30 protein-coding genes and 1 pseudogene are annotated in these 26537 nt (G+C 35.1%); 27 read left to right on the top strand and 4 right to left on the bottom strand.

Annotated elements, in window-relative coordinates; genetic code table 11:
• The first annotated feature begins 66 nt into the window (after nucleotides 1–66).
• Genes TAGGR_RS05965 through TAGGR_RS06015 form a run of 11 tightly spaced genes read left to right on the top strand, consistent with a single transcriptional unit; the run spans nucleotide 67 to nucleotide 10029 of the window.
• Entirely contained in the window at nucleotides 67–444 is a 378-nt protein-coding gene (locus TAGGR_RS05965; protein WP_059176407.1) for an NADH-quinone oxidoreductase subunit A, read from the top strand.
• Nucleotides 441–1040: an NADH-quinone oxidoreductase subunit B gene (locus tag TAGGR_RS05970; RefSeq protein WP_059176408.1), complete on the top strand. Its 600-nt coding sequence runs from the start codon at nucleotides 441–443 to the stop codon at nucleotides 1038–1040. The genes TAGGR_RS05965 and TAGGR_RS05970 overlap by 4 nt, the downstream gene beginning before the upstream one ends.
• Complete coding sequence (locus tag TAGGR_RS05975) at nucleotides 1009–1548, top strand: NADH-quinone oxidoreductase subunit C (protein ID WP_059176409.1); 540 nt, start codon at nucleotides 1009–1011, stop codon at nucleotides 1546–1548. The genes TAGGR_RS05970 and TAGGR_RS05975 overlap by 32 nt, the downstream gene beginning before the upstream one ends.
• Nucleotides 1532–2725, top strand: coding sequence for an NADH dehydrogenase (quinone) subunit D (gene nuoD / locus TAGGR_RS05980; protein WP_059176410.1), 1194 nt, complete (start codon nucleotides 1532–1534; stop codon nucleotides 2723–2725). The genes TAGGR_RS05975 and nuoD overlap by 17 nt, the downstream gene beginning before the upstream one ends.
• The gene (gene nuoH / locus TAGGR_RS05985; RefSeq protein ID WP_059176411.1) at nucleotides 2726–3727 is read left to right on the top strand and encodes an NADH-quinone oxidoreductase subunit NuoH; all 1002 of its coding nucleotides are present in this window, start codon (nucleotides 2726–2728) and stop codon (nucleotides 3725–3727) included.
• Between the two features lie 6 nt (nucleotides 3728–3733).
• Nucleotides 3734–4318, top strand: a complete 585-nt coding sequence (locus TAGGR_RS05990; RefSeq protein WP_059176412.1) for a NuoI/complex I 23 kDa subunit family protein — start codon at nucleotides 3734–3736, stop codon at nucleotides 4316–4318.
• A complete protein-coding gene (locus TAGGR_RS05995) occupies nucleotides 4315–4821 on the top strand; it encodes an NADH-quinone oxidoreductase subunit J family protein (RefSeq protein WP_059176413.1) in 507 nt (168 codons plus the stop codon). The genes TAGGR_RS05990 and TAGGR_RS05995 overlap by 4 nt, the downstream gene beginning before the upstream one ends.
• Nucleotides 4818–5120 carry an NADH-quinone oxidoreductase subunit NuoK gene (nuoK, locus tag TAGGR_RS06000; protein WP_059176414.1) on the top strand — a complete coding sequence of 101 codons (303 nt, stop codon included), beginning with the start codon at nucleotides 4818–4820 and terminating at the stop codon, nucleotides 5118–5120. Before TAGGR_RS05995 ends, nuoK begins: the two co-directional genes overlap by 4 nt.
• A gap of 1 nt (nucleotide 5121) precedes the next feature.
• Nucleotides 5122–7026: an NADH-quinone oxidoreductase subunit L gene (gene nuoL / locus TAGGR_RS06005; RefSeq protein ID WP_059176415.1), complete on the top strand. Its 1905-nt coding sequence runs from the start codon at nucleotides 5122–5124 to the stop codon at nucleotides 7024–7026.
• 16 nt (nucleotides 7027–7042) lie between these two features.
• On the top strand, nucleotides 7043–8656 hold the full coding sequence (locus TAGGR_RS06010; RefSeq protein ID WP_082673573.1) for an NADH-quinone oxidoreductase subunit M: 1614 nt from the start codon (nucleotides 7043–7045) through the stop codon (nucleotides 8654–8656).
• Nucleotides 8653–10029, top strand: coding sequence for an NADH-quinone oxidoreductase subunit N (locus tag TAGGR_RS06015; RefSeq protein WP_059176416.1), 1377 nt, complete (start codon nucleotides 8653–8655; stop codon nucleotides 10027–10029). The genes TAGGR_RS06010 and TAGGR_RS06015 overlap by 4 nt, the downstream gene beginning before the upstream one ends.
• 30 nt (nucleotides 10030–10059) lie before the next feature.
• On the opposite strand, the gene TAGGR_RS06020 is transcribed toward TAGGR_RS06015, so the two are convergent.
• A complete protein-coding gene (locus TAGGR_RS06020; RefSeq protein ID WP_059176417.1) occupies nucleotides 10060–11283 on the bottom strand; it encodes a lytic transglycosylase domain-containing protein in 1224 nt (407 codons plus the stop codon).
• Between the two features lie 296 nt (nucleotides 11284–11579).
• On the opposite strand from TAGGR_RS06020, the gene TAGGR_RS10645 reads away from it, so the two are divergent.
• The 3 genes and pseudogenes from TAGGR_RS10645 (at nucleotide 11580) to TAGGR_RS06030 (ending at nucleotide 13254) form a co-directional block, all read left to right on the top strand.
• Nucleotides 11580–11741, top strand: coding sequence for a hypothetical protein (locus TAGGR_RS10645; RefSeq protein ID WP_161936181.1), 162 nt, complete (start codon nucleotides 11580–11582; stop codon nucleotides 11739–11741).
• Between the two features lie 12 nt (nucleotides 11742–11753).
• A pseudogene (locus TAGGR_RS06025) lies at nucleotides 11754–12182 on the top strand (DsbA family protein); the annotation flags it as partial.
• Nucleotides 12166–13254 (top strand): cytochrome-c peroxidase, encoded by a 1089-nt coding sequence (locus TAGGR_RS06030; RefSeq protein WP_059176419.1) that lies wholly within the window; start codon nucleotides 12166–12168, stop codon nucleotides 13252–13254. The pseudogene TAGGR_RS06025 and the gene TAGGR_RS06030, both read left to right, overlap by 17 nt.
• A 21-nt stretch (nucleotides 13255–13275) precedes the next feature.
• On the opposite strand, the gene TAGGR_RS06035 is transcribed toward TAGGR_RS06030, so the two are convergent.
• The 3 genes from TAGGR_RS06035 to TAGGR_RS06045 are packed head-to-tail and all read right to left on the bottom strand — an operon-like array spanning nucleotide 13276 to nucleotide 14746.
• On the bottom strand, nucleotides 13276–13635 hold the full coding sequence (locus tag TAGGR_RS06035; protein ID WP_059176420.1) for a cytochrome b family protein: 360 nt from the start codon (nucleotides 13633–13635) through the stop codon (nucleotides 13276–13278).
• Nucleotides 13632–14276 carry a cytochrome b N-terminal domain-containing protein gene (locus TAGGR_RS06040; protein WP_059176421.1) on the bottom strand — a complete coding sequence of 215 codons (645 nt, stop codon included), beginning with the start codon at nucleotides 14274–14276 and terminating at the stop codon, nucleotides 13632–13634. Before TAGGR_RS06040 ends, TAGGR_RS06035 begins: the two co-directional genes overlap by 4 nt.
• Entirely contained in the window at nucleotides 14273–14746 is a 474-nt protein-coding gene (locus tag TAGGR_RS06045; protein ID WP_059176422.1) for a QcrA and Rieske domain-containing protein, read from the bottom strand. Before TAGGR_RS06045 ends, TAGGR_RS06040 begins: the two co-directional genes overlap by 4 nt.
• Before the next feature lie 88 nt (nucleotides 14747–14834).
• Between TAGGR_RS06045 and TAGGR_RS06050 the strand changes: the two genes are divergently transcribed.
• The 13 genes from TAGGR_RS06050 to TAGGR_RS06110 all read left to right on the top strand — a co-directional run bounded on the left by TAGGR_RS06050 (nucleotide 14835) and on the right by TAGGR_RS06110 (nucleotide 26527).
• Complete coding sequence (locus tag TAGGR_RS06050; protein WP_059176423.1) at nucleotides 14835–17027, top strand: molybdopterin-containing oxidoreductase family protein; 2193 nt, start codon at nucleotides 14835–14837, stop codon at nucleotides 17025–17027.
• Between the two features lies 1 nt (nucleotide 17028).
• Nucleotides 17029–17586, top strand: a complete 558-nt coding sequence (locus tag TAGGR_RS06055) for a 4Fe-4S dicluster domain-containing protein (protein WP_059176424.1) — start codon at nucleotides 17029–17031, stop codon at nucleotides 17584–17586.
• Nucleotides 17586–18572 carry an NrfD/PsrC family molybdoenzyme membrane anchor subunit gene (gene nrfD, locus TAGGR_RS06060; RefSeq protein WP_059176425.1) on the top strand — a complete coding sequence of 329 codons (987 nt, stop codon included), beginning with the start codon at nucleotides 17586–17588 and terminating at the stop codon, nucleotides 18570–18572. Before TAGGR_RS06055 ends, nrfD begins: the two co-directional genes overlap by 1 nt.
• 38 nt (nucleotides 18573–18610) lie before the next feature.
• On the top strand, nucleotides 18611–18904 hold the full coding sequence (gene extJ / locus TAGGR_RS06065; RefSeq protein WP_059176426.1) for a selenite/tellurite reduction operon protein ExtJ: 294 nt from the start codon (nucleotides 18611–18613) through the stop codon (nucleotides 18902–18904).
• Nucleotides 18905–18975: 71 nt separating this feature from the next.
• Nucleotides 18976–19203 carry a 4Fe-4S dicluster domain-containing protein gene (locus tag TAGGR_RS06070; RefSeq protein WP_059176427.1) on the top strand — a complete coding sequence of 76 codons (228 nt, stop codon included), beginning with the start codon at nucleotides 18976–18978 and terminating at the stop codon, nucleotides 19201–19203.
• Nucleotides 19204–19251: 48 nt separating this feature from the next.
• Nucleotides 19252–21075 carry a CoB--CoM heterodisulfide reductase iron-sulfur subunit A family protein gene (locus tag TAGGR_RS06075; protein ID WP_059176428.1) on the top strand — a complete coding sequence of 608 codons (1824 nt, stop codon included), beginning with the start codon at nucleotides 19252–19254 and terminating at the stop codon, nucleotides 21073–21075.
• On the top strand, nucleotides 21056–21280 hold the full coding sequence (locus tag TAGGR_RS06080; protein WP_059176429.1) for a sulfurtransferase TusA family protein: 225 nt from the start codon (nucleotides 21056–21058) through the stop codon (nucleotides 21278–21280). The genes TAGGR_RS06075 and TAGGR_RS06080 overlap by 20 nt, the downstream gene beginning before the upstream one ends.
• On the top strand, nucleotides 21262–22506 hold the full coding sequence (locus tag TAGGR_RS06085) for an ABC transporter substrate-binding protein (RefSeq protein WP_059176430.1): 1245 nt from the start codon (nucleotides 21262–21264) through the stop codon (nucleotides 22504–22506). The genes TAGGR_RS06080 and TAGGR_RS06085 overlap by 19 nt, the downstream gene beginning before the upstream one ends.
• A gap of 2 nt (nucleotides 22507–22508) precedes the next feature.
• Nucleotides 22509–24365 carry an ATP-binding protein gene (locus TAGGR_RS06090; protein ID WP_161936182.1) on the top strand — a complete coding sequence of 619 codons (1857 nt, stop codon included), beginning with the start codon at nucleotides 22509–22511 and terminating at the stop codon, nucleotides 24363–24365.
• The gene (locus TAGGR_RS06095; protein WP_059176432.1) at nucleotides 24346–24720 is read left to right on the top strand and encodes a response regulator; all 375 of its coding nucleotides are present in this window, start codon (nucleotides 24346–24348) and stop codon (nucleotides 24718–24720) included. The genes TAGGR_RS06090 and TAGGR_RS06095 overlap by 20 nt, the downstream gene beginning before the upstream one ends.
• Nucleotides 24721–25281 (top strand): hydrolase, encoded by a 561-nt coding sequence (locus TAGGR_RS06100; RefSeq protein WP_059176433.1) that lies wholly within the window; start codon nucleotides 24721–24723, stop codon nucleotides 25279–25281.
• Nucleotides 25278–25928 carry a histidinol phosphate phosphatase domain-containing protein gene (locus TAGGR_RS06105; RefSeq protein WP_059176434.1) on the top strand — a complete coding sequence of 217 codons (651 nt, stop codon included), beginning with the start codon at nucleotides 25278–25280 and terminating at the stop codon, nucleotides 25926–25928. Before TAGGR_RS06100 ends, TAGGR_RS06105 begins: the two co-directional genes overlap by 4 nt.
• A complete protein-coding gene (locus TAGGR_RS06110) occupies nucleotides 25925–26527 on the top strand; it encodes a tetratricopeptide repeat protein (RefSeq protein ID WP_059176435.1) in 603 nt (200 codons plus the stop codon). Before TAGGR_RS06105 ends, TAGGR_RS06110 begins: the two co-directional genes overlap by 4 nt.
• Nucleotides 26528–26537: the final 10 nt, after the last annotated feature.

Consider the following 26537-nt stretch of genomic DNA (forward strand, 5'->3'; position numbering starts at 1 on the left):
CAGAGAGCCATTCCTTTTTTCATCAATTTTTGTTATACTATTTGCTACCATTTTTTGGGAGATAGAATGGAAGGGCATGTTTTAACTCAGCGATATTTAGCTGTTTTAATAGTTATCGTTGTTTCAATAATTATTGGTTTTTCCATGCTTTTTCTGAGCAAACTTCTACGCCCTAAAAGAGCTTATTTTTTAAAACTCACTCCCTATGAATGTGGAATTCCCTCCATAGAAGATACCTGGGAAAGATTTAATGTGAAATTTTATATTGTTGCACTCGTGTTTGTTGTATTTGATGTGGAGACAATTTTTCTCTATCCCTGGGCAGTAGTTTATAAAAAAATTGGTTTTTATGCTTTGGTAGAGATGTATCTTTTTATTTTCATTCTGTTAATTGGATATTTTTATGCAATTGGCAAAGGAGTTTTTAACTGGAGTAAAGAATGATTCACGTTGTTGATACAACTACAGAGCCTGTAGAAGTAGAAAAAGGCATAAAAATTATTCCAGCAGCTAATACGATTATTATGACACTTGATAAAATAGCAAGCTGGGGTAGGCGTTCATCTCTCTGGCCTCTTACTTTTGGACTTGCTTGCTGTGCCATAGAGATGATGGCTACTGCAGCATCACACTATGATCTTGACAGATTTGGTATTATCATGAGGGCTACACCACGACAGGCAGATGTCATGATAGTTGCTGGAACAGTAACAAAAAAAATGGCTCCTGTAATAGTTAATTTATATCACCAGATGCCTGAACCGAGATATGTTATTGCCATGGGAAGCTGTGCCTGTAGCGGTGGAGTTTTTAACACTTATAGCACTGTTCAGGGAGTTGATGAAATTTTACCAGTTGATATCTATATTCCAGGCTGTCCACCAAGACCGGAGGCTTTGATTGAAGGATTGTTAAAGTTGCAGGAAAAAATAAAAAATGAACCTCATAAAAAAAGAGGATGCATCTCTGGTGTCTGTTTAATTGATCAATCTCAGAGAAGGTGTAGTTATGAATCCTGCAGAAGTAGTGAAAAAGATTAAAGAGCAATTTCCAGAAGAGGTTTTATGGTTTGTATGTTTTAGAGATGAGTGTTCAATTGTTGTAAAAAAAGAAAAAATAAAAGAAATTTTGAGCTATCTTAAAAATGCACCTGGATTGGAGTTCGACTATCTTGTAGACCTTTCAGCAGTTGATTATCTTGGTTTTAGAGAATGTCGGTTTGATGTAGTTTATCATCTTATGTCAATTAAATACAGACATAGAATAAGAGTTAAAGCATTAGTACCGGAACAGCAGTGTTTTATTGATTCTGTCACTGATCTTTGGGCAACTGCAAACTGGTTTGAAAGAGAATGTTTTGACATGTTTGGTATAGAATTTAAGGGACATCCAGACCTTAGAAGAATTCTTATGCCTGAAGACTGGAATGGATTTCCTTTAAGAAAGGACTATCCTGTAAGAAGTAACTTGGGTGATAAAGAATGGGAAACATATAAGGAATTAAAAGAATCTGCAAAAGCCTGGAAAGAAAATGCAGAAGCTAGTTAAAAAGATTAAAGAACTCACAGTAAACATGGGTCCACAACATCCTGCGACCCATGGAGTTCTGCGCCTTGTTCTTGAGCTTGAAGGAGAGGTAATTAAAAAATGCATTCCCTACATAGGTTACTTGCATAGAGGAGTGGAAAAACTTTCTGAAGATCTAACTTATGTGCAGAGCCTTCCACTTACTGACAGGATGGATTATCTCTCAAGTATGGTAAACAATGTAGGTTTCTGCATTGCAGTTGAAAAACTTATTGGAATTCAGGTGCCAGAAAGAGCGAAGTTTATAAGAACAATGATGGCTGAGATGGCAAGAATATGCAGTCACCTCGTATGGATTGCAACACACGCTCTTGATATTGGTGCGATGACAGTATTTCTCTATGCTATGAGAGACAGAGAGTATCTTCTTGAGTTATTTGAGATGGTGACAGGTGCAAGACTAACTGTAAGTTATCCAAGAGTTGGTGGTGTGAGATGTGATGTTAATAATGAATTTCTTGATAAACTATATAAATTTACAGATGAGTTTCCCAAAAAAGTTGAAGAATATGAAACTTTAATTGATCGCAACAGAGTATGGTTAAAAAGAACAAAAGGAGTTGGAGTAATTACTGCCAAAGATGCAATAAATTGGGGGCTCACAGGTCCCACACTGAGAGGCTCTGGTGTTTACTATGATGTCCGGAAATTTTTCCCCTATGATGCCTATGATAAAGTTGATTTTGAGGTTCCACTTGGTAAAAATGGAGATATATACGATAGGTATAAATGTAGAATGCTTGAGTTCAGACAGTCTAATAGAATAATCAGGCAGTGTATTGAAAAACTTCCAGAAGGACCTATCCTTGCAGAGAATGCTTTAAGAATAAGGATGCCCGAGTCTCCTTTGAAGATTGATAAAAGAGATATTGTTTTTGAGATATATACTGAAGATAAACAAATTCAGGAGTTTATCCAGAAATTTACAGAAGTTTATGCCTCAGTGGAGGCTCCCCGTGGAGAGCTTGGGTATTATATTGTATGCGATAGCTCTTCAAAGCCTTACAGAATGAGAGTTCGTGCACCTTCTTTTGTTCATGCTGGTGTGCTACCTAAACTCTGTGAAGGTTCATTAGTTGCTGATGTTATTGCAAATATTGGTTCAATAGACATTGTTTTAGGAGAGTGCGATAGATAAATGGATACTCTTCATATTATAGTTATAACGATTCTTAAGACTGCTATATATTTTGGAATTCTTATGCTTCATGTTGCCTACGCAACATATGCTGAAAGAAAAGTGATAGGACATATTCAGCTGAGGCTTGGACCAATGGTTGTTGGTCCCCACGGTTTGTTACAGCCAATTGCAGATGTTGTAAAACTCATTTTTAAGGAAGATGTTATACCAATAAAAGTAGATAGAACAATTTTCAAAGTTGCACCTCTTATAAGTCTTACTGCAGCTCTCAGCACCTTTGCTGTGATTCCTGTAAATAAAAACTGGGTTATTGCAGATATAAATGTTGGTTTACTTTATGTTATTGGTATCGCAGGAATAGGGACATATGGAATTATTTTTGCAGGCTGGTCATCAAACTCAAAGTATGCTTTTCTGGGCGGTCTTCGTTCAGCAGCACAGATGATAAGCTATGAAGTTGCTCTTGGATTAAGTCTTGTTGGTGTTATTCTAATGGCAGAGTCATTTAACTTAACCGAGATAGTTAACAAACAAAGTGAATACTGGTACGGAATGTTTTTATTCCCGCAGATTATAGGGTACTTTGTTTTTGTGGTTGCAATGCTTGCAGAAACCAACAGACTTCCCTTTGATCTTCCAGAGGCTGAGACAGAACTTGTGGCAGGTTACTTTGTTGAGTATTCTGGAATAAGATTTTCACTCTTTTATCTTGCTGAATATCTTGCAATGTTTTGTATGAGCGCACTAGCCACTATATGTTTTTGGGGAGGATGGACAATTCCACCAATTTTAATAAAGAATTTACCATTTCTTGAATTTGTTCCTGGAGTAGTATGGTTTCTTTTAAAAGTTTACTTTCACATATTTTTATTTTTCTGGCTTAGAGGCACGCTTCCAAGATACAGATATGATCAGCTTATGGCAATTGGATGGAAGATTTTGATTCCATTAGCACTTGTAAATATTATGATTACTTCAATCTTTAAATATTATTCGTAAGAGGCTATGAGAGTTAGAGATATAATAGACAAAATCTTCCTGATTGAGATATTTAAAGGGCTTTTACTGACACTGAAAATGCTTTTTAGCAAATCTGTGACAATCCAGTATCCCTTTGAAAGAAGAAAAATTCATGACGGTTTCAGAGGCAAGCATGCTCTTGTAAGAGATCCATTTACAGGAGACGGAAAATGCATTGGATGTATGAGATGTACAACAGTTTGTCCCTCAAGATGCATTTACATTAAAAGAGAAAAAACAGAAAACAGGATGGTTGTAACAGATTATGTTATTGATGCTTCAAGATGCATATTCTGTGCATACTGTGTTGAAGCCTGTCCTGTATGTGCTTTAGTTTTGACAGAAGATTTTGAATACTCATCTTATACAAGAAAAAGCCTTATCTTCGACAAAGAACAGCTACTTAAAAACTGGGATGAATTTGTAAGTAAATGGCCTCACGATTTTTACTTCAACAAATTCTGGCAACCTCCTGGAATTGATCCATCAAGATGGCCTAAAACAAAGAGAGAGCAAAAGCCTATTCCAATTAAAAGAGTTATTGAGATAGAGAAGGAGAAAGATGAATGAATCCAGTTGTTGAACAGGCTTTTTTTACGTATTTTTTTATAAGTCTCTGTATTTTAAGTATTGGAGTAATTGCCTCCAGAAATATTATTCACAGTGCCTTTTATTTATTGATTTTTCTTCTTCATGTGGCAGCAGTCTTTTTATTCTTAAATGCAGAGTTTTTAATGGTTATTCAGATTATCGTTTATGTTGGTGGTGTTCTTGCTCTGTTTATTTTTGCAATAATGGTGATGAATATAAAGGAAGAATTAAAACATAAAAGATTTGTAAGGTTCGCATTGGCAGGAGTTTTAATTGGGGCTGTGTTCTTCTCTGGAGTTTATCTTTTTGTTAAAGACGCAAAAATTACGGAAAAAAATCTGCCAGAGGTAGATGTAAGTTTAGTTGGAAAGCTTTTATATTCCTATTATCTCTTACCCTTTGAAATACTCTCTATAGTTTTGCTGGTAGCGCTGATTGGAGGAATAATTCTTGCAAAAAAGTTACCCAGGGAGGATAGATGATACCTCTTGGCTGGTATTTAACTTTAAGTGCAACTCTCTTTACCATTGGATTAGTTGGATTTATCATACGAAAAGACCTTATTGTGATGCTCATGTGTCTTGAGATTATGTTCAATGCAGTCAATATCGCTTTTGCTTCTTTCAGTTACTATAATGCCAGTTTAACAGGACAGGTTTTTGTTCTCTTTACAATTGCTGTAGCTGCCTCTGAAGCTGCCATTGGACTTGCTATTGTTCTGGCTCTGGTAAGAAACACTGGGATTAATCACTCCGATGAAATTACTCAGTTGAGGAATTAATATGGATGAGAGACTTTATTTTTTAATACTTTTATTTCCGTTGGCAGGATTTCTATTTAACATTGTTATTGGCAGATTTGTGAACACAAGGTGGGTTAGCTGGATTGGGGTGTTGTCAATTCTTGGCTCGTTAGTTGTTTCCCTATTTGCCATTAAGGAAGTTTTTTCAGGAAAAACAATTGAATACAATCTCTATACATGGATACTCTCAGATGACTTAAAAGTAAGCTTTGGATATCTTATAGATCAGCTCACTGCAGTAATGCTTTTTGTTGTATGCTTTGTTGGCTGGCTCATTCACATTTACTCTGTTGGATACATGCACGGAGACCCCGGTTATTCAAGATACTTTGCCTATCTAAATCTTTTTGTGTTTTCAATGCTCATGCTCGTAATGGGAAATAATCTTGTCATGCTCTATTTTGGTTGGGAAGCAGTTGGACTTTGCTCGTACTTTTTAATTGCCTTCTGGTATAAAAAGAAATCAGCTGCTGATGCTGGTAAGAAAGCATTTATAGTTAACAGGATAGGGGATTTTGGTTTTGCCCTCGGTATATTTCTTTTGTTTATAAACGTTTATGCACTTAATTATACTGATGTTTTCCCAAAAATTTCTGGACTTCAGGGGCAGACAATAAATCTATTGGGCTGTAATGTTGAGTTAATTACTCTTATTGCACTTTTACTTTTCTGCGGTGCTGTTGGAAAGTCAGCTCAGATTCCACTTTATGTATGGCTTCCTGATGCAATGGAAGGTCCTACGCCTGTAAGCGCACTCATTCATGCTGCCACAATGGTTACTGCTGGAGTATTTATGGTAACAAGATTAAGTCCTCTCTATAGTCTTTCAGAGACAGCTCTGGCAGTAGTAGCAATCATCGGTGCTGTAACAGCCTTTTATTCAGCTACGATAGGAGTTGTCCAGAGAGATATGAAACGCATAATAGCCTATTCAACCATAAGCCAGATTGGATACATGTTTGCTGCCTGTGGAGTTGCTGCCTATGGTGCAGGTGTATTTCATCTTTATACTCATGCTTTCTTTAAAGCTTTATTGTTCCTCGGTGCAGGAAGTGTAATGCATGCAATGGCTGGAGAGCTTGATATATACAAAATGGGTGGATTAAGAAAGAAGATGCCAATCACATATATAACATTTTTAATAGCTGCTTTAGCGATTTCAGGAATTCCAGGACTTTCTGGATTTTTCAGTAAAGATGAGATTCTCTGGTATGCCTTTGCCTCTGCAAAGCCTTATGGAAAATTTGTGTGGTTTCTTTTAACAATTACTGCAGCACTTACAGCTTTCTACACGTTTAGAGTCGTTTTTGTTGCATTTCATGGCAAATTCAGAGGAACTGTAGATGAGTTTAAACATGTCCATGAATCACCTTCAGTAATGACTGTTCCATTAGTGATTCTTGCCATCGGTTCAGTTTTGGTTGGATATTTTTCAGTTCCTCACTTTCTTGAACCATTAGTTGGTAAACCGGCAGTTGCAGTTTCTCATGAGAAGGAAAAAGTTGTAATGACAATTTCAATTATTGCTGGACTGCTTGGAATAATTACTGCGTGGTACATGTATATTTTAAAGCCATGGGTTCCAGAGAAATTGACAACCTCTTTCAAAGGCTTATACAAAATCTTATGGAATAAATACTATGTTGATGAGCTCTATAGTTCACTTTTTGTAAAACCCACTTTATGGATTGCCGACAAATTAATTGAAAGAATAACAGATATAAAGATAATAGAAGGAATTGTAAATGGTATTCCTAAGCTTATTTACAAAGCAGGCTTATTGATAAGACCTGTTCAAACAGGACAACTTCAGCAGTATGCTATGTTAATGATTGCAGGAGTCATTATTTTTGTTTTAATAGTTCTCTCAATTGGAAAATTTTGAAAGCAGAGGTTGATATATGCATGAGGAAGTGGTAGTTCAAAATAGTAATAACAAAGAACTTGGAAAACATCTTTTAGTTTCACTTTTGATTCTTTTCCTTATTGGTGGAACTATTTTGATGTTTGGATTAGGGATAAATAATCTACATTTTCCACTTCTCTCAGTTCTTATTTTCTTCCCAGTTGCAGGTGCTGCCTTAATAGCAGTCCTTCCAAGAGATAAAGAGGAATTAATAAAGTTTTCAGCCCTTTTAATCTCAATTGTTGAGTTTATTTTAAGTATTCCTCTGTATGTTTCCTTTAATAAAGCAACACATCATATGCAATTCAGGGAAGAGTATCTGTGGATTCCTCAGTGGGGAATTAAGTATTCTTTAGGAGTTGACGGAATAAGCGTGCTTTTTATCTTACTTAGCAGTCTTCTTACAATTCTTTGCGTAACAGTTTCATGGAAGGAGATTAACAAAAAGATAAAAGAGTTCTATGCAGCTTTACTTATTACCCATTCTGCAATGATTGGTGTCTTTATGAGTCTTGATATTTTCCTCTTTTACATATTCTGGGAAGCTATGCTCATTCCCATGTATCTGATTATAGGAGTGTGGGGTGGGCCGAGAAGAATTTACTCAGCTATAAAGTTCTTTTTGTATACTTTTGTTGGAAGCGTTCTCATGCTTGTGGGAATTTTAGTTTTGTATTTCCATACAGGCACTTCAGACATTCTTACGCTAATGAAAACTTCATATCCATATAAAATGCAGCTCTGGCTTTTTTGGGCATTTTTTGCTGCCTTTGCAGTGAAAGTTCCCATGTGGCCTGTCCATACATGGCTTCCAGATGCCCATACAGAGGCACCAACTGCAGGAAGCGTTATTCTTGCCGGAATTCTCATTAAGATGGGAGCATATGGATTTTTAAGGTTCAATCTTCCAATGTTTCCAGAGGCAACAGTTGCCATGAAGCCCTTTATGATGATTCTTTCTGTGATTGCAATTATTTATGGTGCTTTAATATGTCTGGTACAGAAAGATCTAAAGCGTCTTATCGCCTACAGTTCCGTAAGTCATATGGGATTTGTAACACTTGGTATTTTTGCACTCAATCAGCAGGGAATACAGGGTGGAATCCTTCAGATGCTCAATCACGGAATTATTACAGGAGCTCTATTTTTATGTGTTGGAATTATTTATCAGAGAACCCACACCCGTGAGATAGCTCAATATGGAGGAGTTGCTTCTGTAATGCCTGCCTATTCGGCATTCTTTATGGCTTTTACTCTTGCTTCAATTGGGCTACCAGGAACCAATGGATTTATTGGAGAGTTTTTGATACTTCTTGGAGCATTCAAATCATGGAAATTAATGTGTGTACTTGCTGCAACTGCATTGATTATAGGTGCAGGTTATATGCTCTGGCTTTATCAAAGAGTTTTCTTTGAAAAAACAAATCCAGCTTTCTTACATCACATACATGGTTATGGAGATTTGAATGCAAGAGAGATAGCTACATTAATGCCACTTCTTGTAGCAGTGCTCTGGATAGGATTTTATCCAAATGCCCTATTAAGTTTTATGGATCAATCAGTAAGAGAACTAATTAGTCATGTTATATCAGCGGGGGCGGTGAAATGAATATACCTCAGATTCCTTTAAATTTCGAAGCTTTGATTCCTGAGATGCTTCTTACAGGTTTTGCTTCATTGATTTTGCTTACTGGATTGTTAAAAATCAAAAATGAAATCTTAGTATGGATTTCTGTTTTATTCTTACTCATCCTTGTTTTAATAGTTCCATTTAAGGAAGGTGAAGCTTTTGGAGGAATGTTTTTAAATGACTTCCTGGCAATATACTTAAAGTTAATAATACTTATTGGAGCCGCTCTGTCCCTGCTTGTTCTCAATTCGTATTTAAAAGAAAAGTTGATTTTGCTTAAGGAAAGTATAGCTCTTATTCTTTTTTCAGCAGTTGGTATGATGCTTCTTGTATCTGCAAAGGAACTAATAAGTTTTTTTGTTTCTTTTGAGCTTATGTCACTAAGCATATATGTTTTAGTTGGAATAAGAAGATATGATATGAAGTCAAATGAGGCAGCAGTAAAATACTTTATGCTTGGTGGATTATCTTCAGCGATTATGCTTTTTGGAATAGCCTTTCTATATGGAGCTACAAATACTACTGATTTTTCAGTTTTGATTAAATCTCTCTCAAATAATTTTGCACTGGTTTATATAGGTATTGGTCTTTTTTTGATTGGACTTTGTTTTAAAATAGCACTTGTTCCATTTCACATGTGGGCGCCTGATGTATATGAAGGTGCACCAACACCAGTTACAGCATTTATATCAACTTTGCCAAAAGTAGCTATTCTGGGTGCTTTTGGTAGAATTTTGATTGAGATATTTAGAGACTACTACATTGACTGGAGTAGTTTTCTGATAGTGCTTTCTATTGCTACAATGGCAGTGGGAAATCTTTTTGCCCTTGCTCAAAGAAACATAAAAAGAATGCTTGCCTACTCAAGTATAGCACATGCTGGATACATTACAATTGGATTGATTGTTGGAACTCAGACAGGATTAAATGCAGTGATTGTTTATATGCTTATCTATACTTTAATGAACATCGGAGCATTTGCAATGGTTATAGCTTTCAATGAAGAAGATATTGAAAACTATAAAGGACTTCACAAGTTTCATCCTGCACTTTCTCTTGCCATGTTAATATTTATGTTTTCTCTTACAGGTGTGCCTCCTACAGCTGGATTCATAGTTAAATTCAGCATATTTCTTCAGGCTGTAAAATCAGGATTTACCTGGCTTGTGATAGTTGCGGTCCTGTTTACAGTAGTATCAGCCTACTACTATCTTAGAGTGATAATGTATATGTACATGAAAGATCCTGTAACAGTGCTTAAACCAATTCGTTCAAAAGAACTTGAGATAGCCATAGTTGTCTGTGCAACCGGTGTTGTAATATTTGGAATTCTACCAGTTTTTCTAATATAGATTTAAAGATAAGACTTTATACGAAAATAATCAAACTTTTTTGTGGGCTTTTGATTTTATAGTTTTTTTACTGTTTTGTGAATTTTTCTTAGATTTTGAGGCTTTTTTCTTATTTGATTTTTTCTTTTCATAAAATTTGTCCTCCGGTGAAGGTGTAAATTTATCACGGGGAGGAATCATTATTTTAGTGCCCGGTTTTAAATTTTTAAATATTTCAGTTCCATTCATCTCGTATAGAACAGTGGTTGAATATCCTGTTTTTTTGGCAATTTTGTAAACTGTGTCACCTTTTTTTGTTAGATATGTATCATAGCTAAAGCGTTTTTCAGGCGATATTTTTTCAAAGTTGGAAAGGAAAGTATCTTTTTTATCTTCGGGAATTCTGATAATATACTCTTTGACATTCATTGGAGTAGACCACCTTTTAAGTTCAGGATTGAGTTCTTTGATGGTTCGTACATCAACCTCTGCACACTTGGCAATTACATCAATATCAGTTGGAGAAGGAATTACAACTTCACTATATTCGATGGAATCTTGCTCCTCTATATTTTCAAATCCAAAATTTTCAGGTTGTTTTGCAATTGTTAAAGCAGCAATGTACTTGGGTACATAGTTTTTTGTTTCATTTGGTAAATACTTGGTGTTAAGCAGCATCCAGTAATCATTTTCACCAATCCTATTCATTGCTTTATATATTCTTCCTTCACCGGCATTGTAAGCTGCCAGAGCAAGTGACCAATCTCCAAACATTTTGTAGAGATCTTTAAGATATTTTGCAGCAGCCACTGTTGATTTAATAGGATCTTTTCTTTCGTCTCTCCACCAGTCAATTACCAAACCGTATCTTTTAGCGGTGCTTTCAATAAACTGCCATGGTCCTACTGCATTTGCTCTTGATCGAGCATTCACATTGAATCCGCTTTCTATTAATGGTAAATAAACAAGATCCTCTGGTAAACCCTTTTCTATAAGTATTTCCTTCATTTTTTCAATATACTTTGTTGAACGGTTTAACCAGAGGGAAAATTTCTCTTTCAATCTTTCTGAAAATAGATTAATGTGTTTCTCAATCTTTTCAATAAAACTCTCTTTAGTATCAGGCAAAAGCTTAAAATTTTCATCTCCTGAGAATATTACTTCTTTTTTATCGTCCTGTTTGAGAGAAGGTGTAATATCCTGATTATCTTCAGCGTAACATGGAATTGAAAGAATAAAAATAAGAAGAGCGATTAGGCTGAGTAAGTTTTTCATAACTATTTTTTATACCTTAAATATAATCAATTTTTCAAGTTCTTTTCATTTGAAATCTGAGATTTACAATCGCTTTTTACAACACGGTCAATAATAATAATAGAGCACGGGTTTCCTTTACCAGGAGTTGTAGTTTTAATCCCTGAATGGTCTTAAAGTCAGAAATTTACTGAAAAAGTAAAGGAATAAGAAACGTTTTATTAAATTTAAATTGAGGTGCTATAATATTCCCCTTTTTTTATTGTCAATTTGCAATAATTTGTTATAATTAATGTAACAAACAAAAGGAGACAAATATGAAAACTTTCAAAACCTTAATTTTTATAATTTTCATCTTATTCTACGTTTTAAGTGCTAATGCAACTGAAAAGAGATATGACATACCTACTGAAAATTCTCCTGTTATTGGAGATAAGAATGCCCCTGTTACAGTTGTTGAGTTTATTGATTATCAATGACCACACTGCGTAGAGGTCGGTCCGACCATTGAAAGTTTGGTAAAAGAATTTGAAGGAAAAATAAAACTTGTAATTAAGTTTTTCCCTTATCAATATAGGGATTATGCAAGGATTGCTGCAGAGGCGGCAGTTGAGGCGTGGAAGCAGGGTAAGTTTGCCGAGATGCACGAATTATTACTAAAGAGATCGCCAAAACTTGACAGAGACTCTTTAATTGAATATGCAAAAGAGTTAAATCTTGATATTGAAAAATTCAAAAGAGCTATAGACAATCAGGAAGGCTCATCAATTATTGAGAGAGATCTTAAACTTACAAAAGAATTGGATCTTTATGGTACACCCGCCTTTTATATCAATGGAATTAAAGTTCTTGGAGTCAGAGATGCTGAATACTTCAAAGAAATAATTTTAAAGGAGCTCAAAAATGTTGAGAAAAAGTAGTACCATAGTTTTTTTATCTCTTTTATTCTTTATAAATTTACTGATAACTATTGAAAGCATTGCAGCCGATAAAACTAAAAAAAAGCTTGAGCCTCTACCTCTTCCTCCTATTCCTAAAAACAATCCGATGACACCTGAGAAAATCGAACTTGGAAAAAAACTTTTCTTTGACCGCAGACTCTCAGGAGATGGAACAACAAGCTGTGCAAGCTGTCATGATCCTGAAAAGGCATTTACAGATGCATCAGAAATTTCACTCAGTTATCCAACAACACGAAATTTCAGAAATGCACCAACATTAATAAATGTAGCCTATGCAAAATATCTTTTCTGGGATGGAAGAGCAAAATCACTGGAAGAACAGGCAGAGTTTCCAATTATGTCTCCCTTTGAAATGAATCAAAATCTTGATTTTGTTGAGGAAGAGATAAGAGTTGTCCCTGAATACAGAGAGTCTTTTAAGAAAATTTTCGGTAAAGACGTAAATATAAAACTAATAGCACAGGCTATAGCAGCCTTTGAGAGAACACTTATATCTAAGAATGCTCCCATTGATAGATATCTAAGAGGTGACAAAAACGCATTAAGTGATGAGGCTAAGAAGGGACTTGAGGTATTTACAGGAAAGGGCAAATGCATTGAGTGCCACTATGGAGCTTATCTCAGTGATAACAAGTTTCATGCATTACATGTTCCAGAAAATCCAAAGTATGCAAATGAGACCAAATTTATTGTAACTCGTAGATATGTAGCTAAGATAAATAAGTATCCAGACTATGTAAATGTTAGAGAGGACTTAGGTAGATATTTTAAAACAAGGGAAAAGAGAGACTATAAAGCATTCAAAACACCAACTTTAAGAGAAGTTGCAAAAACTGCTCCATACATGCATAACGGTATATTTAAGAGCCTCGATGAAGTAATTGATTTCTTTAATAAAGGAGGAGGAGAGGGCAACAAAGCGTTGAAGCCTTTAAATTTAACTGATTATGAAAAGAAAGCATTAAAAACTTTTCTCATAGAGGCTTTATCGGGTGAAGAAATCAAGATTAAACCACCTGATATTCCATAGGATAGGCTCTTAAAAAAAGTTTTATGTAGCCATCTCAATTATAGTACCAATGATAAATAATAGGAAAAAAATAACTCCTATTAATGCGGTCCATTTCCAGCCAATATATTTCTCTATCCAGGGGATAAAAATTAGAAAGAGCACCATAATTCCAGGAATTAATAGACCGCCTACAAAGGTTATATCTGCTGGAAAAAATCTCAACAGCCAGAAAAGCCACAGATAGTACCACTCAGGTCTTGGCTGATAGGCTGCTGTAAAATCAATTTCTCTGCCAATAACAGGAGGAAAAAGAAAGCTCAGGACAAGTATAACTTCAAAGGTAATTAGAATAAAGAACAAAATCTCAATAAGATAATCGGGATAAAATTTCTTTTTCATAAGGGTTTTGATATTCCGAGTTTTTTTATCATGTGAAAGTGTGCCCAAAGAAGCAGCATGATAATCAGCGGAAACCAGAGTATATGCAAGCTATAAAACCTATTGAGAGTTACTCCTGTTACTTCGTATCCGCCTCTTACAATTAATAATAAAGTTTCACCTATAAATGGAATTGAACCCACTATATTTGTTCCAACTACAGTTGCCCAGTAGGCTTTCTGATCCCATGGAAGCAAATATCCTGTAAAACCTTCTACCATTACAATTATAAATAAGATAACTCCAACAATCCAGTTTAACTCTCTTGGTGGCCTGTAACTTTTAGTTACAAAGACTCTTATTGAATGGATTATAAGGGTTATAATCAAAACATTGGCAGACCATTTATGAATTCCCCGCATCAATTTCCCAAGATATACTTCTTCATGAATTCTCTGAATACTCAGGTAAGCTTCATTTTCAGAGGGAATATAGTAGAATGATAAAAAAAATCCAGAGATAGAACATATTAAAAAAGCTGTAAAGGCAATTCCTCCAAAACAATAGAAATAGTTAATTCCTTCTGGAATTTTTCTGTCAAAAACTCCTCTATGCGCTGATTTTAATCTGAATCTATCAAGAAACCAATCAATAAGTTTCATATTTTTATTCCTATAAAGATTTTGCCATTTTCTATTTTAACAGGAAGTCTATGAAGATTCTCTTTCGGGGGACCTTTAATCACTCTTCCTTGAATATCATATCTTCCACCATGACAGGGACAGACAAATTCATTCATTGTTCTGTCAAAATTTACAAGACAACCTAAATGAGTACATACAGGTGAAAGAGCAATGATTGAGTTTTCTTGCTTTACTAAAAAAATTTTCAAAGATTTTTCTTTTTCAATGACAATGTCTATTTTTCTTACACCTTCTTTTGGAATTTTGTCTTGAGCTATTTCAAAAAATTTGTATGCTCTGTTTTTTGGGTTTTTGGGTTTTAAAGAGACTAAACTAACAATCACGAACATAAATCCTGTAATTAAAAATAGGAAATTGATTATCTTTTTTAAAAAAAGCCTTCTTTTTTGGTTACCTAAACTATCATTTTCTGGTTTAATTTTTTTCATACCCCTATACACTTATAAAAATTGTTGACAAAAAAATTTTTTTTAGATACTATTTATAAAGTATAACAAAAATAAAGGGGGTGAGGGTATGAGTATTACCCGAAGAAATTTTTTAAAAATTGCTGCTGCCACAGGCGGTCTTGCAATAGCTGGAACTTCAACTGTAACCTCTGTCTTAGGTCTTGGTAAAAAGCCTGTTTCCTTACCCCAATATATCCCTACTACTTGTGAGATGTGTTTCTGGAGATGCGGTGTAATTGCAAAAGTTGTTGATGGAAAAGTTGTAAAGCTTGATGGAAATCCCCTTCATCCAAACTCTCGGGGTAAACTCTGTGCAAGAGGACATGGTGGAATAGGGCTTCTTTATGATCCTGACAGACTTAAAACTCCTCTTATTAATACAGGTGCAAGAGGAGAAGCGAAATTTAAAAAAGCATCATGGGATGAGGCGCTTGGCTTTGTTGCAGATAAAATGCAGAAAATTAAGGAAAAATACGGAGCAGAATCAATAGCTTTACTTACACATGGAACAATTTCAACCTATTTCATGCATCTTCTTCAAGCTTTTGGTTCTCCAAATTTTGCGATGCCATCTTTTGCTTTATGTAGAGGTGCTCGTGGAGTTGCCTTTGAGCTTACATTTGGAGAAGATGTAGGTAATCCTGAAAGACTTGATATTCAGAATAGCAAAGTAGTTGTTTTGATAGGTAGTCATCTTGGTGAGAATGCTCATAATTCTCAATGTCAGGAGTTTGCAGAAGCAGTGGGCAAGGATGCTACTGTTATAGTGGTTGACCCGAGATTTTCTACTGCTGCAGGCAAGGCAAAATACTGGTTGCCAATAAAGCCTGCTACTGATTTAGCCCTTTTATTGTCATGGATAAATGTAATAATAAACGAAGGACTTTACGATAAAGAGTATGTTGCAAAATATACCAGTGGTTTTAATGAAGTTGCTATGGCTGTAAAAGAATATACACCAGAGTGGGCGGAAAAGGAGACTGATATTCCATCTAGTTTAATTGTTGACACAGCAAGAGTAATTGGTAAAAACAGACCGCATGTTTTAATCCATCCTGGAAGACACACTGCCTGGTATTCAGATAATGTTCAGCGTCAGCGTGCTGTTGCCATATTGACAGCACTTTTAGGTGCTTATGGAAGACCTGGTGGAATATATCTCAGTCCAAAGAAAAAACTTGAACCAGTATTCCTATCAGATAAAGATTATCCAGAGCCGCAAAAGCCTGCATTAAACAAAGGTGACTATCCATTTGCAGGTGAAGAAGGGGTAACTCATGTAATTGTTAAAGCTACTTTAACAGAACAGCCCTATCCAATAAAGGGCTGGTTTATTACAGGAACGAACATAATGAAGGCTATGCCAAATCAAAGAGATACATTGAGTGCTATTCAAAAACTTGAACTTCTTGTAGCTGTTGATATGATGCCTTATGATGGAGTAATGCTTGCTGATGTGGTGCTACCAGAGTGCACCTATCTTGAGCGTCATGACGACCTCTTCACTGTTAAAGAGAGAGCCTTTGGAATTTCAATTCGTCAACCAGTTGTTCAGCCTATGTATGATTCAAAACCTGGATGGTGGATAGCAAAGGAACTCGGTAAAAGGCTTGGACTTGAAGATTACTTTCCATGGAATACTTTTGAAGATTTCTTAAAAATGAAGTGCGAAACTTGGGGAATAGACTACAGCGAGCTTGTAAAGAAAGGATATATAAGTTTTCCAGAAAGTGAAGCCCCGTACATAACATCTGATAATCAACCAAAATTTAAGACCCCATCAGGCAAGATAGAGCTTTACAGCAAAGAACTTAAAGAAAAAGGTTTTGATCCTGTTCCAAAATACACAAAACACAAGCAACCACCGGAAGGCTGGTTCAGACTTATTTATGGAAGAGCTCCAGTGCACACTTTTTCAAGAACAACCAATAATCCATCTTTGTGGGAACTTATGAAAGAAAATACAGCCTGGGTAAATGCAAAGGTGGCAAAAAAAATGGGACTCAAAAATGAAGATTATATAGTATTGATAAATCAAGATGGCGTAAAATCTAACAAAGTTCGGATAAAAGTTACAGAGAGAATCAGAGAAGATTGTATTTACCTTGTTCATGGATTTTCCTCTACTTCAAAACTTCTCCATAGAGCATATTTAAGAGGAGCTGATGATCAGCAGTTAATAACAAAATACGATATTGACCCAATAAGTGGAAGTGTTGGAATGAGAGTTAATTTTGTAAAGATTTCCAAGGAGGTATAACATGCCAAAATATGTGATGGTAATAGATGTTGAAAGGTGTATTGGATGTATGGCATGTGTCATTGCCTGTAAAAAAGAAAATAATGTTGCAGATGGATACTTTAGAACAAGGGTTGTTGAAGAGGTAAGAGGTGAGTTTCCTTATTTGAAAATGGAATTAAGATCTGAACTTTGCAATCACTGTGAAAATGCACCATGCATAGATGCTTGCCCTACAAGAGCATCCCATAGGGCAAAGGACGGAACAGTTCAGATTGACAAAAAGAAATGCATTGGCTGTAAAGCCTGTATCTTAGCTTGTCCATATGATGCAAGATATTCAACTCCTGAGGGAGTGGCTGATAAATGCACATTTTGTGAACACAGAATAAAAGAGGGAAAGAAACCTGCATGTGTTGAAACATGTCTTGGTAAGTCAAGAATTTTTGGTGATCTTGACGACCCAAATTCTGAGGTATCACAACTTTTGAAGAAGCATGATGCGGCGGTCAGACTTGAGTTTGCAGGAACAAAGCCAAGAGTTTTTTACATTAACAAAAAATTTGCAGGAGGGCTATGATGATAGAGATAGGAATTACAGGAACAAATACAATAACATTTCCCTATCTGGAGGTTTGGGACTGGAGAATTGTTCTTTATCTCTTTTTAGGAGGTCTTTCTGCTGGTATGCTTGTAATGTGCTCAATAGCGAACTTAAGGATACCGAAGCAGCCTGTTGAAGAGCTTGCTCAGTGCGTTAGAGCACCATTAATTGCCTTTATAGTACTTGCTGTAGGTGCTTTATTTATAATTTTTGACCTTGGCTCTCCATTTAATCTTATATGGGGTTATTTAACATTTCAGCCTCTCTCTTTGATGTCCTGGGGTACCTGGGGAGTTCCAATTGTACTTTTTGCTAATGCCCTTTATATCTTAGCTGTAATTCCAAAGGACCAGAGACATCGCCTAAAATTCTCTTTTTTAATAAAGATATCTGAAAAACTTGCTCTTAAGATGAGACCTATCGCAAAGTTAAACTTTGCTTTAGGAATATTTCTTGGTATATATACCGGAGTACTTCTCAGCTCTTTCTCAGCAATTCCTCTCTGGAATAATGCTACACTTCCAATTCTTTTTCTTATTTCTGCTTTGTCCTCAGGTGCAGCTATGATTGTTATAATAGCAAAGAAGGCAGAGATAAAATTTTTATTCACTAAAATTGACATATGGTTGATAGTTGCAGAACTTGTAGTGATAGCGTTGTTCTTCTATGGACTTTATACCTCAACAGCACCATACAAGAAAGCCATTGAGCCATTTTTCTCACTAACCAGTGAACACTTTATCTTTACAGTTGCTTTGATTGCTATATTCTTACTGCTTCCTCTTGCATTAAGAATTAAGCTGGGTGAATTAAAAGAATTTCAAAATGAAGTTCATGAAGAGTTTACAAAGGCTCAGATTTTCAGGATGAACTTTGCTGCTGTGCTAGTTATTGCAGGAACTTTGATTTTAAGAGCAGCAATAGTATATGCAGGACAGTTAACAAAGTTATCGCCTTATTGATATAATTTAATCATTCATAAAAGAAAGGAGGTGAAAAAATGAAAAAGGCATTAGTACTTTCAGTAATTCTAACATTTATTCTTGCGGTGACTTTTGCTGGTTTTGCTGCAGAAACAAAGAAAACTGAGACAGTACAGGGAACAGTTACAAAAATTGATGGGAACAAACTGACAATTAAGAAGGATGACGGAACTGAAGTCACAGTGGAGGTAAAGGATGCGAAAGGCATTAAAGTAGGAGACAAAGTTAAAGTAAAGAATGGTGTTGTAACAAAGGAAAAAGAAAAGAAAGAGGCATCACCAAAGAAGAAAAAGGCTGTTGAAGGCTGTTAATAATGAGGGGGGATATTCCCCCTCATTTAAAAATTTGACATAAAAACACCGAAACATTTAAAATTAAACCCATGCAAACAAAAGTTAAAAAAGGCTTAATTGTTATTGATTCAGAGAGATGTAAAGGCTGTAAATACTGTATTTTAACCTGCCCAAAAGGCTGCATTGAACTTTCATCAGAGTTTAATGCATCAGGTTTTTTCCCTGCCAGATTTTCAAATCCTGAAAACTGTATAGGATGTGCAATGTGTGCAGTTGTTTGTCCTGAGATAGCCATTGAGGTCTTTGTAGAAGATTAATCCTTTCTGTGGTAAAATAGTCTAAAACTTTCACAAACGGGGTTAGTTTTGAAAATTGGGGCTATTTTTTGTAGTTGTGCCGGTCAGATAGCTGAAAAAATTGATTTTGAAAAAATAAAACTCTTTGTAAAAGATAAAATCGCATGGTTTGAAAAATTTGATTTAGCCTGCTCAGAGGAAACTAAAAAGAAAATTATAAATTTATTAGCCCTGAGAAAACCTGATGGATTATTAATTCTTGGCTGTTCACCAAAGAATAAAGAGTCCCTATTTCACAGTATTGCTGAACAGGCTGGAATTAACCCTTACATGATAAACTTTGTTAATCTGAGAGAACAGGTTGTGTGGGTCACTGAAAAAAAGGAGGATGCATTAAAAAAGGCATATGCACTCTTTAACGGAGCTTTGGAAAGATTAAAAAAACAAAAACCTCTTTTTGAAAAACAATTTCCCTTCTGTGATGAAGTAATGATAGTTGGAGGAGGTATAGCAGGTCTTAAGGCAGCAGTTAGTCTTTCAAAGGCTGGTCGGAAAGTTTATCTCATTGAAAGGGAAAATTCTCTTGGGGGTAAAATCACCAAATATGAAAAACTCTTTCCAGCCCTTTCCTGTGGACCCTGTGTGGTGCATCCAATGATTGAAGAGGTTTTAAATTCTGATATAGAACTGCGATTAAATTCAGAATTGAAAGAATTAAAAGGATTTTTCGGAAGCCTTTTTGCAAAGGTTTTATCAAAGCCAGTTTATGTTAATCCTCAAAAATGTATTGGCTGTGGTCAATGTGAAGAAGTCTGTCCAGTAAATGCTATCAGAGTAGAACCAATGAAACTTCCAGCAGTGGCAAGAATAAATCCTGAACTATGTATTGCACTTCAAGGCGAGGATTGTAACCTTTGTATAAAAGAATGCCCTGTGCCAGATACGATAAATTTTAATGAGAGGGGAAAAGAGGAAAATATAAAAGTTGGGTCTGTGCTATGGGCAACAGGATTTGAACTTATGGATTGTAAAACTATTCCTCAGTTTGGATATGGAAGATTTAAAGATGTATATAATGCTATTGAGTTTGAAGAAATTTTAAACTCTGAAGGACCCACAAAGGGAGAAATTTTAACCAGCTCAGGGCAGTCTCCTCAGAGGATTGCCATTATTCACTGTGTTGGAAGTCTTGATGAAAATTTCTATCCCTACTGCAGTAAAATATGCTGTCAGTATGCTTTTAAGTTTAACAGAGTTATCAGACAGATCTTGCCAGATGTTGAAATAGTTCACTTTTTTAAGGAAATAGTCCTTCCTGGTAAAAAGGCATACAAACTTTATTCACAGGCAATTAAAGATCCTTTAACGAGAATTTTAAGATATGAAAGTTTAAATGAATTAAAAATTGACAAGGAAGATTCTTTAATTATCTATTTCAAGGAATATAAAATTCTCTGTGACATTGTTGTTCTCTGTCCTGCCATTGTTTCTGATAAAAACTTGCCCGAACTTTCAGGAGTATTTTTAGCAGGTTCTGTGAAAGAGCCAATGACAATTGAGGAAGCAGAAACTGATGCGATGGCGCAGATTGGAGAAATTCTTTGTTTATTTAAAAAGAAAATAACTAAACAACCATTTATAGCCCAAATAGATTATAATAAATGCAGCCGTTGTGGTATATGTTTATCTCAATGTCCCTATAAGGCAATTGAGATAGTTGAGGAAAAACCAGAAATTATAGAAGTTTTATGTGAAGGATGTGGGATATGTGTGGCATCCTGTCCTTCAAAGGCAATTGATATGGAAGGTTACAGTGAAGAACAGATTTACTCTGAAATAGATGGAATACTGAAAGCGATTGAGGAGGTAAGTTATGGCAGTGATTTTACTTGATGCTCGTGGTTTAAAATGTCCTCAGCCAACAATTCAGATGACAATCAAAGCATTGAAAATGAAAAAAGGAGATATTCTTGAAGTCATTGCAGACTGTCCCACCTTTGAAAATGATGTTAAAAACTGGTGCAGAAGAAACAATAAAACTCTTTTATGGATAAGAGATGAAGGCAACGGAGTAAAAAGATGTCAGGTTCAGTTTTAAAAACTTTTTTAATCATCACTATTGCTTTATTAATTCCTTCCTTTTTAGGTGCCGAACAAAATAGTGACAGTATAGTCCTTGGTATGTCAGCTGCTTTTAAGGGTCCAACAGGAGGGCTTGGAATAGAGCTTTACAGAGGAGCAATGGCATATTTTGAGCATGTCAACAGAAATGGCGGTATTTATGGTAAAAAGATTGTCATTAAAGCCTATGACGATGGCTACAATCCTATTCCAACAATAAAAAACACTATAAAACTCGTTGAAGAAGATAATGTGTTCACACTTTTCAACTATGTTGGAACTCCTACAGTAACAAGAATTTTACCGATACTGAAAAGTTACAGCAATAGAAATATCTATTTATTTTTCCCTTTTACAGGAGCACTTCCTCACAGAAAACCTCCCTATGACGAATATGTATTTAATTTAAGAGCATCCTATGAACAGGAAACAGGCGGGCTTGTTGAGAATTTCATAAAGATTGGAAGAAAGAAGATAGGAATTTTTTATCAGGCTGATGCTTATGGAAGAAGTGGATGGGATGGCGTAAGAAAAACCCTTGCAAAGTATGGCTCTAAAATAGTAGCAGAGGCAACATATAAAAGAGGTGCTAAATATTCAGACAGTTTTAAAAAGCAGGTTGAAATTCTCAAAAATGCAGGAGCTGATGCTGTTATCTCTGTGGGTGCCTATGCAGCCTGTGCAGGATTCATAAGAGATGCAAGAGACATGGGATGGGATGTTCCTATTGCTAATGTGTCCTTTGTAGGAAGTGAATTTATGATTAATCTTCTTCTTGAGGAAGAGAAAAAAACTGGCAGAAAATACACTTACAATTTGATAAACTCTCAGGTAGTGCCAAGCTATGAAGACATGAGTTTACGAGCTGTAAAGGAATATAGAGATTTAATGGACAGATACAATCCTTTACCCCCTTCAGAATTGATGGAGCCAGACTACAGACCTCTTAAATACAGTTTTGTAAGCTTTGAAGGCTTTCTTAATGCAAAGGTTATTGTTGAAGTTCTAAAAAAACTTGGTAAAGAACCAAAGAGAGAAAATATTAAAAAAGTGGTGGAGCACATAAAAAATCTTGATATAGGAATTGATGAAAAAATCAGTTTTTCTCCAACAAAACATCAGGCATTAAATAAAGTTTATTATACGACCTATAAAGATGGTAAATTTGTTCCAATAAAAGACTGGAGTGAATGGAAAAAATGAGGATGTCAAAGCTTTTTCAGAAAACACTTATTGGAATAATATTTCTTTTTGCCATCATTTTTGTAACAATTAGTATTTTCTCAGGCTGGCATCTCTATAATAATCTTACTGAAGAGTACAAATCAAAAGGAACAGCCATTGCAAGCAGTATTGCTTCATCTTCTGCAGAAACAATTCTCAATCTTGATTCAGCAACTGTTCAGGCAATGATAGATCAGTTTCTTGAAATTGAAGGAGTTTCTTATGTTTTTGTTGTTGACTCAACAGGAGAAATAATTTCTCACACATTCATTCCAACAATCCCTGAAGAGATTAATAAGATTGCTCAGATACATAAAAGTGGTATAAGAGATGTCAGTATAGAAGGGGTTGGAGATTTTTTAGATGTAGTCTCTCCTATTACAGAAGGAGCTGTAGGATATGTTCATGTGGGAATGAATAAAAATAGCATTAATCAAAAGATGTGGACTGTGCTTGGTAAACAGCTTACACTTTTATTTATAATTTTTGTTTTTAGTGTAATTCTAGCTTATTTTATGGTTAATAAAATATCTCAGCCACTTAATCAACTCACTGAGTATGCTAAAAAACTTCTTGCACATGATTTTGATGCTAAGGTAGATATTAAATCAAAAGATGAAATAGGACTTCTTGCCAATACAATGCAATCAATGGCAAACAATATAAACGAGGTATTTGATAGATATGAGTTTGCACTTAAAGACGCTGTTGTTGAGCTTCAGGATACACTTGCCTATTTAACCACAATAATTGACAACATGGCAGATGGTCTTATAGTTGTTGATAAAGACGGAGTTATAAATCACATCAATCCTGCTGCATCAGAAATGTTTGGCAAAGCCGAATTTGAGATGATTGGAAAAAAAATAGAAATTCTCGGAAAAGAGCTTGATAAGTTAGTAAAAAAATCTCTTAATACTGAAGAAGTTGTATCAACTGAAATAAATCTTGTTAATCAGAAAGTTGGGAAGGCTGTTGCAAAAAGCATTAAAAAAGAGTATTTCTCTGAAGAATCAGAAGCTAAAGGGATTCTTGGTTCTGTTATTTTAATAAGAGACATTACTCAGGAAAAAGAAGTTGACAGATTGAAAACCGAATTTATAACAGTAGTAAGTCATGAATTAAGAACTCCGCTCACATCAATACTTGGATTTGTTGAGATAATAAATAAAAAATTCGTTGAAACTATTCTCCCTCATCTTGATATGAATGATCCAAAATTATCCAAAGCAGTCAATAAGATTAATAAGAACTTTAATATTATTCTTTCTGAAGGGGAGAGAATAACATCACTTATAAATGATGTCCTTGATATTTCAAAGCTTGAGTCAGGTAAGGCAATATGGAATTTTTCAGAGATTTCATTGGAGGAAGTTATAACAAATGCATACAAGGCTCTTTCATCGCTTTTTGAACAAAAAGGGATTCCCTGTTATATAGAAGTTCCGCCAGAACTTCCAGTTGTCCTGGGTGATAAAGAAAGACTTATTCAGGTTGTAATTAATCTACTTTCAAATGCATTAAAATTTACTGAAAGAGGATATGTAAAATGTAAGGCAAGATTTAACGGAAATGAAATTATTGTATCTGTAGAGGATACAGGTATTGGTATTCCAGATGAGGAAAAAGAAAGAATTTTTGAAAAATTTAAACAGGTAGGAGATTTAATAAGGGGTAAACCTAAAGGTACAGGACTTGGGCTTCCAATTTCCAAACAAATTGTTGAAGCTCATGGAGGGAAAATCTGGGTTGAAAGTGAAGTTGGTAAAGGAAGCACATTTTATTTCACAATTCCTTTAAAGAAAAAGGAGGAAGGCAGTGAAGATATTAATAGTTGACGATGAACCTCTCATCAGAGAGTTAATTTTACAGGTAATTGATGAGATAGAAGATATGGAAATACAGGCAATTGAAGCATCTGATGGCGTTGAAGGTCTTGAATTAATAAAAAAAGAAAAGCCTGACATAGTTTTATTAGACATAATGATGCCAAAGATGAGCGGATTTGAAATTTGTAGAATTCTTCATAAAGAACCTCCTTCATGGAATATGAAAATTGTTATGCTTACAGCAAAGGGACAGGAAATCGATAAACAGACAGCGAAAGAGTTGGGAGTAAAATGGTATGTTACCAAACCATTTAAAATAGATGATATAATAAAAATTTTAAGAGAACTTGCGGAGGGGGAATGAATGAGTCTTGAAAGGTTTTTTATAAGATCTGAAAATGCCTTACTTATAATAACTGATATGCAGGAAAAACTTGCCAAAGCTATGAAAGAAGAAGTTCTTGCGAAAACAGTGAAAAATATCATTACATTTATTGAACTTTGTAAGCTTTATCAGATTCCAGTTATTTTTACTGAGCAGTATCCAAAGGGGCTTGGAAAAACTCTTGAGGAAATAAGAAGTCTTTTATATGAAGAAGCTATTGAAAAATTAGATTTTAGCTGTTTTGGTGAAGAAAAGTTTGCTGAAAAAATAAAAAAACTTGGAAGGCAGGAGGTCATTCTTACAGGAATGGAAACTCATGTATGTGTATGGCAGACAGCACTTGATTTTCTTGCACGAGATTATCATGTTTTTGTGCCATATGATGCTGTTTGTAGCAGAACAAAAGAAAACTGGAAAATCGGTATAAAACTTATGAAAGATGCAGGCGCAGTAATAACATGTACTGAAACACTGATTTTTCAGATTCTAAAGAAAGCAGGAACAGCAGAGTTTAAAAAGATGCTGGAGTTTGTAAAATGATTGACTTTCACATTCACAGTGTATTCAGTGATGGAGAGTTAATACCTGCAGAGATTATAAGAAGAGCTGAGGCAATAGGCTACAGAGCTCTTTCAATAACTGATCATGCAGACCATTCAAATATAGACCTGATTATTCCAAGAATTGTAAAGGTAATGAAGGAAATTCAACCTTTTACCAATGTTGTTTTACTTCCTGGAGTTGAGCTAACTCATGTTCCACCTGAGAGTATTCCAGAGTTGGCAAAGGAAGCACGCAAGCTTGGCGCAAAGATAATCATTGTTCATGGTGAGACTCTTGTTGAACCAGTTAAAGAAGGTACAAACAGAATTGCTTTACAGTCAGACATTGACATACTTGCTCATCCTGGCTTGATAACTGAAGAAGAGGTAACTATGGCAGTTGAACGCGGTATATATCTTGAGATTACTTCAAGAAGAGGTCATAGCTTGAGTAACGGACATGTTGCTATCATGGCTTTAAAATATGGTGCAAAACTGGTTATTAATACTGATTCACACTCACCGGGAGATTTCATCTCAAAGGAGTTTGCCATAAAAGTATTAAAGGGTGCAGGGCTTAAAGATGAAGAAATCTACAGGGTATTTCAGAATATGGAAGAAATTGTAAGGAGGAAGATTTCATGAAGCATAAGGCAGAAGATGTTGAGACTCTTAAAGAAAAATTAGTTGCTCAAAAAAAGAAGTTGGTAATTGGAGTTTTTATATTTCTTGGTATAGTTTTTCTAATAACAGGCTTTTATATTTACAATCTTAAACAGGAAAGCGATGCAAAAGAGCTTGAATATGAAGCATATAAGGCATTGTTTCAGAGGAAATTTTCTCAGGCAGGTGATTTATTTGTAAAAGCCTATGAAAAAAAGAAAAAAATTATCTATCTTATGAATGCTGGATATTCTTACTCTCTGGCAGAAGACAGTAAAAAAGCTATTGAATACTTAAATAAAGTGGCAGGTATGAATGATGAAGCTTTTTCAAATCTTGCAAAATTCAAGATTGCAATGATTTATCTTAAAAACAATGATAAAGAACAGGCAATCAAAGTTTTAAAAGAAATCGTAAGTGGAAAATCTCTTGTAATGAAAGATGTTTCATTGTTTGAACTGGCAAAAATAACTGAGAACAAGGAAGAAGCCAGGAAGTATTATGAAGAAATTATCAGTAAATTTCCCGATTCTGCCATAGTTGAAGAGGCAAAAGAGGCTTTAAAAAATCTGAGTAATTAAGCTTTTTTCT

The organism is Thermodesulfovibrio aggregans (assembly GCF_001514535.1).
GTDB classification, from domain to species: domain Bacteria; phylum Nitrospirota; class Thermodesulfovibrionia; order Thermodesulfovibrionales; family Thermodesulfovibrionaceae; genus Thermodesulfovibrio; species Thermodesulfovibrio aggregans.